Genomic DNA, 13,037 nt, shown 5'->3' on the forward strand with positions numbered 1-13,037 from the left:
CTACTTACGCGACGGCTGATCGCGAGAGAACATGAGTAACCCGTCGGGGGCGTCCAAAAGTCCCCCCACATCTCGCCGCAGGCCCGGCAGCTAGACTCTTGCCGCACCCGAAGGCCGTCAAGAGTCTCGGGGAGGCGGAAATGCAAAAAATTCGCGGAGAGGCGGAAACGCTGTGAGTACCGTCTATGACTGTGCTGAGGCTGATTCGCGGGCGGCGGGCATCACCGCCGCGACCAGCGCGTTGAAGTCCGGGCGATTGGTCGTCATGCCGACGGACACGCTCTACGGCCTCGCCGCCGACGCGTTCGATTCCGCCGCGGTGAGTGATCTGCTGGCCGCCAAGCGGCGTGGGCGGGATATGCCGGTGCCGGTGCTCGTCGGGTCGTGGCACACGATCGATGGGCTGGTGTTCTCGGTGCGGCCGCAGGCGCGGGATCTGATTCGCGCGTTCTGGCCCGGTGCGCTGAGTCTTGTCGTGCAGGCTGCGCCCTCGCTGGCGTGGGATCTCGGTGATACCCGTGGCACGGTGATGTTGCGGATGCCGTTGCATCCGGTGGCGCTCGAATTGTTGCGTGAGGTCGGGCCGCTGGCCGTGTCCAGCGCCAATGTGTCGGGGCAGCCGCCCGCGACCACCGCCGCGCAGGCGCGTGAGCAGTTGGGGTCGTTGGCGAGTGTGTATCTCGACGGTGGTCCGGCCGAGCACGCCGTGGCCTCGACGATCGTGGATCTCACCGCGGATCAGCCGCGGGTGTTGCGGGAGGGTGCTGTGTCGGTGGCCGATATCGCGGAGGTGCTCGGGATGGTGCCGGAAGCCCTGATCAGCTCCGCGCAGCGGTGATCGCACGCCGCTGATGAGCTCAGTCGTTCCCCTGCGCGAGCTACTGCTCGTGCTGCTCGTCTCGGCCACGGTGACCTTTCTGGCCACCGGTGGTGTCCGGGTGCTCGCTATCGCGTTCGGCGCGGTGGCGGTGCCGCGTGAGCGCGATGTGCACGTGAAGCCGGTGCCGCGAATGGGCGGTGTCGGCATGTATGTCGGCGTCGTTGCCGCGGTGTTGTTCGCGCACCAATTGCCCGCGCTGCGAAGAGGTTTCGACTACGCCCCGGACATCCCGGCGGTGCTGGTCGCCGCGACGATCATCGTGGTTGTCGGCATCGTCGACGACCGGTGGGGCCTGGACGCGCTCACCAAATTCGTCGGCCAGATCACCGCGGCGGGCGTGATGGCCGTGATGGGCCTGAGCTGGTACGTGATCTATAACCCGTTCAACGACACCACCGTCGTGCTCGACGCGTTGCAGGGCGGTCTGGTCACCGTCGGCATCACCGTCACCCTCGTGAATGCGATGAACTTCGTCGACGGATTGGACGGCCTGGCCGCCGGCCTCGGTTTGATTTGCGCGACCGCGGTTTTCGTGTTCTCCATCGGTTTGCTCTACGACCAGGGCGGTTCGGTCGACACCTATCCGCCCGCGTTGCTGGCCGCCGCGCTGGCGGGCGCCTGCCTCGGATTTCTGCCGCACAATTTCTCGCCCGCCCGAATATTCATGGGCGATACCGGCTCGATGATGATCGGTTTGATCCTGGCCGCGGTATCCACCGGCGCCTCCGGCCGAATTCCGCTGCAGGGTTACGGCCCGCGCGACATTGTCGGTTTGCTGTCACCGCTGTTGCTGGTCGGCGCGGTGATGTTCATTCCGGTGCTCGATCTGTTGCTGGCGATCGTGCGCAGGGTGCGCGCGGGGGTGAGTTTCTCCACACCGGACAAAATGCATCTGCACCACCGATTGCTCCAGATCGGACATTCGCACCGGCGGGTGGTCTTGCTGATCTATTTATGGGTCGGCGTGCTCGCGTTCGGCGCGGTGGGGACTTCATTGATGGATAGACGCCTCGTTGTTCTGCTGGTGGCGGGCGGATTGGTGTTCGCGCTGGTAGTGACCGCGATCCCGTCGGTGCGTAGGTCGGAGTCGACGCAGCACTGAGTTCGGCGCGCAAGGTAAAGTCCGGGCCGTGAGCTTTACACCCGAAACCGTGCCAGGCCCTGACGCTCCTCTGCGCGCCGCGCTGCGCTACGGCCTGATCGGCCTCGGCGTACTCGTGGTCGTCTCCGTGGCGATCGCCTCCGCGGTGGCCGGTATGGCCGGTCTGTGGGGCGCGCTACTCGGCGCCGCGATCGGTGGTGGGTTCATCCTCACCACGGTCGTCGCGGTGCTGCTGGGCGCGAAGCTGCCGCCGACCATGGCCGGTGCGGTGATGCTGGTCAGCTGGGTCGGCAAGATGTTGGTGGCGCTGCTGGTCATCGTCGTGCTCAACCAGTTCGACTTCTACAGCAGGCCCGCGCTGTTCTTTACGGTGGTAGGAGCCCTGCTGATCGTCCTCGGCGCCGAGACGTACGGCGTTGTTAGCCAGAAGGTTCCGTACGTTACGACACGCGCGGGAGACAGCGAAACGGCTTCCGAGCAGGAATAATCCCACCCAGCTACACACTGTCGTAGATAGCTTGGTAAAGTGTTGGTAAGCAAGCACCCAAGCTAGAGGCTCGGCCCGACAAACTCGGGGCATTGCCTCGAGTTACCAGGGGGGATCCTGACGATCCCACCCGGTGCCGCTATGCTTACTGCCGATCCGGGTGGAATGTGCCCGGTTGAAGCATGTCGACGATGTCGCCGACGCCCGAACAGAAGCCGATACGGGTTACACCGTACGAGCGGCTGTCGAATTTCGAGCCGACCAGAGTCGACCCCATTGATCGTCAATGTCCGATCGAACCGCGGGAATGACCGTCGTACCCGCGGCCCGAACACGGGAGAGAACGCTGAGCGTCATCACTTTGGCGGCGGGCGAGTTCCACGCGCCATCGCTGTCCGACTTCTTCCCTCCAGCAGTGCTGTTCGAGGGTACGCCGTTCGAACTCGATCGTCTGATGCTGGTCCGCCTGTTGATGACCGCCGTTGTGGTGATCGTGTTCGTGCTGGCTTTCCGCGCACCGAAGATCGTGCCGCGCGGCCTGCAGAACGTGATGGAAGCCGGTGTGGTTTTCGTCAAGGAGCAGATCGCCGACGAAGTACTCGGTAAGGAAAACGGTAAGAAGTTCCTGCCGTTGCTGGCGACGATCTTCTTCACGGTTCTGTTCCTGAACTTCTCCGGTGTGATTCCAGGATTGAACATCTCGTCCAATGCGCGCATCGGCATGCCGCTGGTCTTGGCCGCGATCGTCTACATCACCTACAACTTCGTCGGTATCCGGAAGTACGGGTTCTTCTCCTACATCCGGCACAGCATCATCGTTCCCGACGTGCCGATCGCGCTGCACGTGCTGCTGATCCCGATCGAGTTCATCTCGACCTTCATCCTGCGCCCGTTCACGCTCACCGTGCGACTCATGGCCAACATGCTGGCCGGCCACATCATGCTGGTGCTGTTCTTCAGCGCGACCTGGTACTTCCTGTTCGACGCGACCGCGTGGATGAAGATCTTCTCGCCGTTCTCGCTGCTCGCGGGCATCGGGTTCACGCTGTTCGAGCTGCTGGTCATCGCGCTGCAGGCCTACGTATTCGCATTGCTGGCCGCCGTGTACATCGGCGAGGCTCAGCACGCCGCCGACCACTGACCTGACTGAACCAACTACCGGAAACCTGCTACACCCGCCGACCGGCGGGTGAGCAACAGAAAGGGAAAGATTCATGAGCCTCGCTTACCTGGCCCAGGAAGCCGCGACCACCGAGAGCACCTTCAAGGGTTTCGGCGCCATCGGCTACGGTCTGGCCGCGATCGGCCCCGGCATCGGCGTGGGTATCGTCGTCGGTAAGGCCATCGAGGGCATCGCTCGCCAGCCCGAGCTGTCCGGCCAGATCCGTACCACCATGTTCCTCGGTATCGCGTTCACCGAGGCCCTGGCGCTGATCGGCCTCGTCGCCGGCTTCATCTTCTGATTCCGATGCGCGAATTCATCACGCTCGCAGCTGAGGGTGGAGAGGATGTGAATCCTCTCGTTCCCGAAACGTACGACATCGTCTGGTCGATCGTCTGCGTCGTCATCATCGGCGTGCTCTTCTGGAAATACGTGATCCCGCGTGTGACCAAGACACTCGAAGAGCGCACGGACAAGATCGAAGGCGGTATCGCCAGGGCCGAAGCAGCCCAGGTCGAGGCACAGCACACGCTGGAGCAGTATCAGCAGCAGCTGGCCGACGCCCGGCTCGAGGCCGCGCGCATCCGTGAGGAAGCACGCACCCAGGGTCAGCAGATCCTCGCGCAGATGCGCACGGATGCCCAGGCCGAAAGCGACCGCATCGTCGCCGCCGGTCACTCCCAGCTGGAAGCCCAGCGCCAGCAGATCCTGACGGAGCTGCGTTCCGAGGTCGGCCGTACGGCCGTCGACCTGGCCGAGAAGATCATCGGTCAGTCTGTTTCGGACGAAGCCAAGCAGGCGGCGTCGATCGACAAGTTCCTCAGCGAACTCGACGACACCGACGCCATCGGGGTCGGAAGGTAGCGACGCGAAAGTGAGAAGCATGTACGCAGCGAGCCGCGAGGCCAGTACCCGGTCTCGCGAGGCGCTTCGGGTCGCTCTGACCGGAAGCGAAACTGTTGCGGCCACAACGGGGTCGGAACTGTTCGCCGTTGTCGCCGTGCTGGACGACCAGCGTTCGCTGCGTGTGGCGCTCGCGGACGCCTCGGTGCCGGGTTCGGCGCGCGCTGAACTCAGTGAGCGGGTCTTCGGCGGCAAGGTCAGCATTGCCACGCAGGCAGTGCTGACCACCGCGGTGGCAGAGAACTGGTCACGCACCCGCGATCTGGTCGACACCCTGGTGCTGCTCGGGCAGGAGGCTCTGCTGGAGTCGGCCGCCGTCGGTGGTCGGCAGGACGCGGTGGAGGACGAGCTGTTCCGGCTCGGACGCATCGTCGCCGACAACCCGCAGCTGGAGCAGGCCCTCTCCGATCATGGCAAGCCCGCCTCGGCGCGGCGCGAACTGATCGAGCGGCTGCTCACCGGCAAGGTCGAGCCGGTCACCCTGACGCTGGCCGAGCAGGCGGTGACCCGCCTGCGGTCCAACAACATCGGCGTCGCCCTCGACGCCCTGTCCGATCTGGCGGCGGCCCGTCGTGACCAGATCGTCGCCCACGCGCATTCGGCGGTCGAGCTGACCGATCAGCAGAAGGCGAAGCTGTCGGCTTCCCTGCAGCGGATCTACGGCAAGGCGGTCACCGTGCACGTGCAGGTCGACCCGACGCTGCTGAGCGGCGTCGTCGTCCGCGTCGGAGACGACGTGATCGACGGCAGCGCCACCGGCCGACTGGAGAAACTGCGTCGGGCACTGTCCTGAAAAGGGCGCTCAACGCAGTATTTTTCCGACCCCCGACATTCGAGACCACAGCGAGAGCAGGAACAACATGGCGGAGCTGACGATCTCCTCCGACGAGATCCGTAGCGCGATCGAGAGCTACACCCAGAGCTACACCCCGGAAACCTCCATCGAAGAAGTCGGCCTCGTGACCGATACCGGCGACGGTATCGCGCACGTCAGCGGTCTGCCTTCGGCGATGGCCAACGAGCTGCTCGAGTTCCCCGGTGGGGTACTCGGCGTCGCGCTGAACCTCGAGGACACCAACATCGGTGCCGTCATTCTCGGCGAGTACGCCTCGCTGGAAGAGGGCCAGCAGGTCCGTCGCACCGGCGACGTGCTCTCGGTCCCGGTGGGTGACAAGTTCCTCGGTCGCGTCGTCAACCCGCTCGGCCAGCCGATCGACGGCCTGGGCGAGATCGAGTCCGACGAGCGCCGCGTGCTGGAGCTGCAGGCCGCGTCCGTGCTGGAGCGTCAGCCGGTCGAAGAGCCGCTGGCCACCGGTATCACCGCGATCGACGCGCTGACGGCCATCGGCCGCGGCCAGCGTCAGCTGATCATCGGCGACCGCAAGACGGGCAAGACCGCCGTCGCGATCGACGCGATCCTGAACCAGAAGGCGAACTGGGAGACCGGCGACGCAGACAAGCAGGTTCGCTGCATCTACGTCGCGATCGGCCAGAAGGGCTCCACCATCGCGGGCGTCAAGACCGCGCTCGAGGAGCACGGCGCGATGGAGTACACCACCATCGTCGCGGCCCCGGCCTCCGATTCCGCCGGCTTCAAGTGGCTGGCTCCGTACACCGGTTCGGCCATCGGCCAGCACTGGATGTACCAGGGCAAGCACGTCCTCATCGTGTTCGACGACCTGACCAAGCAGGCCGAGGCGTACCGCGCCATCTCGCTGCTGCTGCGTCGTCCGCCGGGCCGCGAGGCGTACCCCGGTGACGTCTTCTACCTGCACTCCCGTCTGCTGGAGCGTTGCGCGAAGCTGTCCGACGAAATGGGCGCGGGCTCGATGACCGGTCTGCCGATCATCGAGACCAAGGCCAACGACGTCTCGGCGTTCATCCCGACCAACGTCATCTCCATCACCGACGGCCAGGTCTTCCTCGAGTCCGACCTGTTCAACAAGGGCGTCCGTCCGGCGATCAACGTCGGTACCTCGGTCTCCCGTGTCGGTGGCGCCGCCCAGACCAAGGCCATGAAGAAGGTCGCCGGTTCGCTGCGTCTGGAAATGGCGCAGTACCGCGAGCTGGAGGCGTTCTCCGCCTTCGCCTCCGACCTCGATGCCGCGTCGCTGGCGCAGCTCGAGCGTGGCGCCCGCTGGGTCGAGCTGCTCAAGCAGGACCAGTACTCCCCGGTCTCGGTCGAGGATCAGGTCGTCTCGATCTTCCTGGTCGACGCCGGCTACTACGAGTCGGTGCCCGTCGCCGACGTGCGTCGCTTCACCAATGAGCTGCTGGAGTACCTGCACGGTGCGACCCAGTCCTCGTTCGACGCGCTCGAGGGTGGCAAGAAGCCGCTCGCCGGCGAGGCCGCCGACGCGATCAAGGCCGAAACCGACAAGTTCAAGCAGGGCTTCCTCGATTCGGACGGCAATCGCATCGTGAACGAGGCTGCCGCAGGCGAGCTGGACCACGAAGAGGTCGAGTCGCTGTCGGTCACTCGCAAGCACGTCGACAAGTAAGCCGGGTCATGATGTCGGCAATTTCCGATCTGGCGAATGAAGGGAGTGTGAACCGCTAGTGGCAAGTTTGCGCGAATTGCGCTCCCGCATTCGTGGTGTGAATTCGATCAAGAAGATCACCAAGGCTCAGGAACTGATCGCGACCTCGCGAATTTCCAAGGCCCAGGCCAGGGTTGCGGCTGCCAAGCCGTACGCCGAGGAGATCACCAAGGTCCTCGGCGAACTGGCGAGCGCTTCGAAGAACCTGTCGCACCCGCTGCTGACCGAGCGTGTCAACGCTCGTCGGGCCGCTGTCCTGGTGATCACCAGTGACAGCGGTATGTGCGGTGGCTACAACTCGAACGTGCTCAAGCGTGCCGAGGAGCTCATGACCTCGCTGCGTGGCGACGGCAAGGAACCCGTGCTGTACGTGATGGGCAGTAAGGGCATCACGTACTACAAGTTCCGCAACCGTCCGTTCCAGGCGTCGTGGGCAGGCTTCTCCCAGCAGCCCAAGTACACCGACGCGTCGGCCGCGTGCAAGCACCTGGTCGAGGCCTTCATGGCCGGCTCCGACGGCGAGGTCCCCTCGCTCGACGAAACCGGAACCATCGAGGGTGTCGACGAGCTGCACATCGTGTACACCAAGTTCGTGTCGATGCTGACCCAGAACCCGGAGGTGCGCCGTCTGGCGCCGATCCAGGTCAGCTACGTCGACGAGAACTACGAGCTCGGCGACGACATGATGTCGGACTCGCCGAACGTGGTGGCCACGGCACAGTACGAGTTCGAGCCGGACGCCGATGTACTGCTCGGGGCTCTGCTGCCCAAGTACATCAACACGCGAATCTACGCATCGTTGCTCGAGGCAGCGGCATCCGAGTCCGCGGCTCGGCGCACCGCAATGAAGGCGGCGACCGATAACGCCAACGAGCTGGCCAATGTGCTCCAGCGCGAGGCGAACTCGGTGCGTCAGGCCCAGATCACGCAGGAAATCAGCGAAATCGTCGGCGGCGTCAATGCGCTGGCGTCGAGCTCGGACCGCGACTAAGTAGCGCAGGAAGAGAACCAATCTAATGACCGCAGCTGTCACTCAGGACAACGCGAAGAAGGCGGGCGAAACCGCTGGTCGCGTCGTCCGTGTCATCGGCCCCGTCGTGGACGTCGAGTTCCCGCGTGGCGCCATTCCCGAGCTGTTCAACGCTCTGAACTCCGACATCGAGCTCCCGTCGGTGGCCAAGACCCTCACCCTCGAGGTCGCTCAGCACCTCGGCGACAACATCGTGCGCACCATCTCGATGCAGCCGACCGACGGCCTGGTCCGTGGCGCGACTGTCACCGACACCGGCAAGCCGATCTCGGTGCCCGTCGGCGACATCGTCAAGGGCCACGTGTTCAACGCCCTCGGTGACTGCCTCGACACCCCCGGCCTCGGCCGGGACGGCGAGCAGTGGGGCATCCACCGTCAGCCGCCGAGCTTCGACCAGCTCGAGGGCAAGACCGAGATCCTCGAGACCGGTGTCAAGGTCATCGACCTGCTGACCCCGTACGTCAAGGGCGGCAAGATCGGTCTGTTCGGTGGTGCCGGTGTCGGCAAGACCGTTCTGATCCAGGAGATGATCACCCGTATCGCTCGCGAGTTCTCGGGCACCTCGGTGTTCGCGGGCGTCGGTGAGCGTACTCGTGAGGGCACCGACCTCCGTCTGGAAATGGAAGAGATGGGCGTCCTTCCGGACACCGCCCTCGTCTTCGGCCAGATGGACGAGCCGCCGGGCACGCGTATGCGCGTGGCCCTGTCGGCGCTGACCATGGCGGAGTACTTCCGCGATGTCCAGCACCAGGACGTGCTGCTCTTCATCGACAACATCTTCCGTTTCACCCAGGCCGGTTCCGAGGTCTCGACCCTGCTGGGTCGCATGCCTTCGGCCGTGGGTTACCAGCCGACGCTGGCGGACGAGATGGGTCAGCTCCAGGAGCGCATCACCTCGACCAAGGGTCGCTCGATCACCTCGCTGCAGGCGATCTACGTCCCCGCCGACGACTACACCGACCCGGCGCCGGCGACCACCTTCGCCCACCTGGATGCGACGACCGAGCTTTCGCGCCCGATCTCGCAGAAGGGCATCTACCCGGCCGTCGACCCGCTGACCTCGACCTCTCGTATCCTCGAGGCTTCGATCGTCGGCGAGCGCCACTTCCGGGTTGCCAACGAGGTCAAGCGGATCCTGCAGAAGTACAAGGAACTGCAGGACATCATCGCCATCCTCGGCATGGACGAGCTCTCCGAAGAGGACAAGGTCCTCGTCGGTCGCGCCCGTCGCCTGGAGAAGTTCCTCGGTCAGAACTTCATCGTCGCCGAGAAGTTCACCGGCCAGGTCGGCTCGGTCGTTCCGCTGGAACAGACCATCGACGACTTCGACCGTGTCTGCAAGGGCGAGTTCGACCACTACCCGGAGCAGGCGTTCAACTCCTGCGGTGGTCTCGACGACGTCGAGGCAGCCGCGAAGAAGATCCTCGGGAAGTAGTCCACTATGGCGGAGATGACAGTTGATCTCGTAGCTGTCGAGCGCAAGATCTGGTCCGGCCAGGCTTCGTTCGTCAGTGCGCAGACCACCGAAGGTCAGATCGGCATCATGGCAGGCCACGAGCCGCTGCTCGGTCAGCTCGTCGAGGGCGGCACGGTCTCCATCGTGTCGACCGACGGCGAGCGGATCGTCGCCGCGGTGCACGGCGGCTTCTTCTCGGTCACCGCCGACACCGTGCGTGTGCTGGCCGAGTCCGCGGATCTCGCGGGTGAGGTCGACGTCGACGCGGCGCGCAAGGTGCTCTCCGACGCGAGCGCTTCCGATGTGGAGCTGCGCGCGGCGCAGGGCCAGGTGCGCGCGGTCGAAGCGACCGTGACCGACTGATCGCAGTAGAACAAAGCTCTGCCGGCGAGGAACTTCGGTTCCGCGCCGGCAGAGTTGTTTGCGCGCCATTTTCGTGGGGATGAACGATCCGGCCGGAGCGTCGTGTGGCGGGCGTGATTGAATATCGGGGCGGGGGTGTCTTGGACACCGGCAAGAACGAAAGGGCGTACGGCATTGCAAACCGGGATGGTTCTCCTGATCATTCTGGTGCTGACGCTCGTGTTCGTAGCCGGTGCGTCGACGTATCGCCTGGTGATGTTGCGCCGTGGGGGCACGGCCGCGCTACTACGCGCACTGCCCGCGCGCGGCGGCCACGGCTGGCGACACGGGCTCATTCGCTACGACGAGGACCGCCTCGTCTTCTTCAAGCTGACCAGCCTGAAATTCGGTCCCGACTCCACGGTGCATCGGCAAGGTCTCGAGATTGTCGAGCGTCGAGCGCCACAGGGCGACGAATTCGACATCATGAGCGATGACATCGTGGTGGTAGCCGTCACCGATCCGCAGAGCAATTTCGAGCTGGCGCTCGACCGCGGTTCGATGGCGGCTTTTCTGTCCTGGGTGGAGTCGCGACCGTCCGATCGCGCCCGCCGTACTCGTGGAGGCCCATCGTGAGCGTGCACCTGACCCGGATCTATACCCGTACGGGTGACGACGGCACGACCGGTCTGAGCGACTTCTCTCGCGTCGCCAAGAACGATCCACGGCTGATCGCCTACGCCGACTGCGACGAAGCCAATGCCGCGCTCGGTGTCGCCGTCGCCCTCGGCGCGCCCGAACCCGCTGTGCTGACGGTGCTGCGCCAGATCCAGAACGATCTGTTCGACGCGGGCGCCGACCTGTCCACCCCGGTTGTCGCCGAACCGAAGTACCCGCCGCTGCGCATCACCCAGCCCTATATCGACCGGCTCGAGAAGTGGTGCGACGAGTTCAACGACGGTCTGGCACCGCTGAATTCGTTCATTCTGCCCGGCGGCACGCCGTTGGCTGCGTTGTTGCACACAGCCCGCACCGTGGTGCGGCGTGCCGAGCGATCCGCGTGGTCCGCCGTCGAAACGCACCCTGACGACACCAGTGTGCTGCCCGCGAAATATCTGAATCGACTCTCGGACCTGCTGTTCATCCTCAGCCGCGCCACCAATCCCTCCGGCGACGTGTTGTGGCAGCCCGGCGGCGGGCTGCCACGCTGAAAGCGACTCTCCGACGCGGAGAATCGGTCGGTTTCTTGTTCTTTCGTGGCAGGGGGGCGTGTCGTCGCGTGACGGTCGATAAGCTGGCGTGGTGAGCGAACGGTTTCTGGTCTCCGGCGGCAATCGACTCGTCGGCGAGGTCGCGGTCGGCGGCGCGAAGAACAGCGTGCTGAAGCTGATGGCTGCCTCGTTGCTGGCCGAGGGCACGACCACCATCACCAACTGCCCCGACATCCTCGATGTCCCCCTGATGGCGGAGGTGCTGCGCGGCCTCGGCTGCGATGTGACGATCTCCGACGACGTCGGCGGTGACAACTCGGTGGTGACCATCGATACCCCCGCCGAACCCAAGTACCACGCGGATTTCCCCGCGGTGACCCAGTTCCGCGCTTCGGTGTGTGTGCTCGGTCCGCTGATGGCGCGCTGCAAACGTGCCGTGGTGGCGCTACCCGGTGGTGACGCCATCGGTTCGCGCCCCCTCGACATGCACCAGGCGGGCCTACGTCTGCTCGGTGCGACCAGTGCGATCGAGCACGGTTGCGTCGTGGCGTCGGCCGAACAATTGCAGGGCGCGCGGATCCGCCTCGACTTCCCGTCGGTGGGCGCGACCGAGAACATCCTGATGGCCGCGGTCCTGGCCGAGGGGGAGACGGTCATCGACAACGCGGCGCGCGAGCCCGACATCGTCGACCTGTGCACCATGCTCGTCCAGATGGGTGCGCAAATCGACGGTGCCGGTTCCTCCGTGCTCACCGTGCAGGGCGTCAAGAGCCTATCGCCCACCACGCACCGGGTGATCGGCGACCGCATCGTCGCCGCCACCTGGGGCATCGCCGCCGCGATGACCACCGGCGACGTCCGGGTCACCGGGGTCAACCCCAAGCACCTCGCCCTGGTGCTGGACAAGCTGCGCTCGGCCGGTGCGCGAATCTCGTATGAGCCCAACGGCTTCCGGGTCGTGCAAGCCGAACGTCCGCGTGCGGTGAACTTCGCGACGCTGCCGTTCCCCGGTTTCCCGACCGACTTGCAGCCGATGGCCATCGGCCTGGCCGCCATCGCCGACGGCACCTCGATGATCACCGAGAACGTCTTCGAGGCGCGGTTCCGTTTCGTGGAGGAGATGATCCGGCTCGGCTCCGACGCCAGGACCGACGGCCACCACGCGGTGGTTCGTGGGATTCCGCGGCTGTCGAGTGCGCCGGTCTGGTCTTCCGACATCCGTGCGGGTGCGGGACTCGTGTTGGCCGGCCTGGTCGCCGATGGCGTCACCGAAGTGCACGACGTTTACCACATCGACCGCGGCTACCCTCGGTTTGTCGAGCAGATGCAGGCGCTCGGTGGACAGGTCGAACGGGTAGATGTGCCGAAATAGTGCCTCTGACCAGCCGATTTGACTTCGCGTTTGTCGGCACGTAACTTTATTCGAGTCAGAGCGACACGGACACCAACTCAGCCACTGGCTGGGACACGAGGTAGGACGTTGAGCGCCTGACTGATCATGTGTTCAGGGTTACATCAACCGGATTTGCTTCCGGCGAAGGCCTTGAGCTAAGTTTGAACCCTTGCCTCACCGAAACCCCGACGACATGTTGTTGGTAGAAGTGTGTGCGTGTGTTCTTTGAGAACTCAATAGTGTGTCGATGAATGTCAGTGCCAATATTTATATTGGTTCCAATCTTTCATGTACCCCCCGGTCGTGGGAGGTTGGACATTGAACAACAGCGAATCTTTTTTGCTGGTGTTCGGATTTGCTAGGTTTTCGGACTCTAGTTAGATAATTTTGATTCGCTCTCCCTCGGGAGGGTTGTTTCGAGAGTCTTCAACGGAGAGTTTGATTCTGGCTCAGGACGAACGCTAGCGGCGTGCTTAACACATGCAAGTCGAGCGGTAAGGCCCTTCGGGGTACACGAGCGGCGAACGGGTG

At 64.5% G+C, this 13,037-nt stretch carries 14 protein-coding genes and 1 rRNA gene; all 15 read left to right on the plus strand.

The genetic code is table 11. From position 1 onward, the window contains the following. Positions 1–172: 172 nt before the first annotated feature. On the plus strand, positions 173–838 hold the full coding sequence (locus IBJ82_RS13160; protein WP_056817909.1) for an L-threonylcarbamoyladenylate synthase: 666 nt from the start codon (positions 173–175) through the stop codon (positions 836–838). Positions 839–851: 13 nt separating this feature from the next. Continuing rightward, a complete protein-coding gene (locus IBJ82_RS13165; protein WP_062984462.1) occupies positions 852–1,982 on the plus strand; it encodes an MraY family glycosyltransferase in 1,131 nt (376 codons plus the stop codon). Between the two features lie 28 nt (positions 1,983–2,010). After that, positions 2,011–2,469 (plus strand): hypothetical protein, encoded by a 459-nt coding sequence (locus IBJ82_RS13170; protein ID WP_101464197.1) that lies wholly within the window; start codon positions 2,011–2,013, stop codon positions 2,467–2,469. 286 nt (positions 2,470–2,755) lie between these two features. Beyond that, a complete protein-coding gene (gene atpB / locus IBJ82_RS13175) occupies positions 2,756–3,610 on the plus strand; it encodes a F0F1 ATP synthase subunit A (protein ID WP_194826131.1) in 855 nt (284 codons plus the stop codon). A 73-nt stretch (positions 3,611–3,683) separates the two neighbouring features. Next, a complete protein-coding gene (locus tag IBJ82_RS13180) occupies positions 3,684–3,932 on the plus strand; it encodes an ATP synthase F0 subunit C (protein WP_056817903.1) in 249 nt (82 codons plus the stop codon). A gap of 5 nt (positions 3,933–3,937) precedes the next feature. After that, the gene (locus tag IBJ82_RS13185; protein WP_194826132.1) at positions 3,938–4,495 is read left to right on the plus strand and encodes a F0F1 ATP synthase subunit B; all 558 of its coding nucleotides are present in this window, start codon (positions 3,938–3,940) and stop codon (positions 4,493–4,495) included. Between the two features lie 19 nt (positions 4,496–4,514). Next, a complete protein-coding gene (locus IBJ82_RS13190; RefSeq protein ID WP_194826133.1) occupies positions 4,515–5,327 on the plus strand; it encodes a F0F1 ATP synthase subunit delta in 813 nt (270 codons plus the stop codon). A 67-nt stretch (positions 5,328–5,394) separates the two neighbouring features. After that, a complete protein-coding gene (gene atpA / locus IBJ82_RS13195) occupies positions 5,395–7,035 on the plus strand; it encodes a F0F1 ATP synthase subunit alpha (RefSeq protein ID WP_194826134.1) in 1,641 nt (546 codons plus the stop codon). 58 nt (positions 7,036–7,093) lie between these two features. Further along, positions 7,094–8,065 carry a F0F1 ATP synthase subunit gamma gene (locus IBJ82_RS13200; RefSeq protein ID WP_194826135.1) on the plus strand — a complete coding sequence of 324 codons (972 nt, stop codon included), beginning with the start codon at positions 7,094–7,096 and terminating at the stop codon, positions 8,063–8,065. Positions 8,066–8,090: 25 nt separating this feature from the next. Continuing rightward, a complete protein-coding gene (atpD, locus tag IBJ82_RS13205) occupies positions 8,091–9,539 on the plus strand; it encodes a F0F1 ATP synthase subunit beta (protein WP_056817894.1) in 1,449 nt (482 codons plus the stop codon). A 6-nt stretch (positions 9,540–9,545) separates the two neighbouring features. Continuing rightward, positions 9,546–9,923, plus strand: coding sequence for a F0F1 ATP synthase subunit epsilon (locus tag IBJ82_RS13210; RefSeq protein WP_194826136.1), 378 nt, complete (start codon positions 9,546–9,548; stop codon positions 9,921–9,923). A gap of 186 nt (positions 9,924–10,109) precedes the next feature. Then, positions 10,110–10,538 (plus strand): DUF2550 domain-containing protein, encoded by a 429-nt coding sequence (locus tag IBJ82_RS13215; RefSeq protein ID WP_194826137.1) that lies wholly within the window; start codon positions 10,110–10,112, stop codon positions 10,536–10,538. Next, a complete protein-coding gene (locus tag IBJ82_RS13220; protein WP_062984468.1) occupies positions 10,535–11,113 on the plus strand; it encodes a cob(I)yrinic acid a,c-diamide adenosyltransferase in 579 nt (192 codons plus the stop codon). The genes IBJ82_RS13215 and IBJ82_RS13220 overlap by 4 nt, the downstream gene beginning before the upstream one ends. A gap of 91 nt (positions 11,114–11,204) precedes the next feature. Beyond that, on the plus strand, positions 11,205–12,485 hold the full coding sequence (gene murA, locus IBJ82_RS13225; protein WP_194826138.1) for a UDP-N-acetylglucosamine 1-carboxyvinyltransferase: 1,281 nt from the start codon (positions 11,205–11,207) through the stop codon (positions 12,483–12,485). Positions 12,486–12,932: 447 nt separating this feature from the next. Then, positions 12,933–13,037 (plus strand): 16S ribosomal RNA (locus tag IBJ82_RS13230); the annotation flags it as partial.

The sequence above is a fragment of the Nocardia sp. XZ_19_231 genome (assembly GCF_015355705.1).
Taxonomy (GTDB): Bacteria; Actinomycetota; Actinomycetes; order Mycobacteriales; family Mycobacteriaceae; genus Nocardia; species Nocardia salmonicida.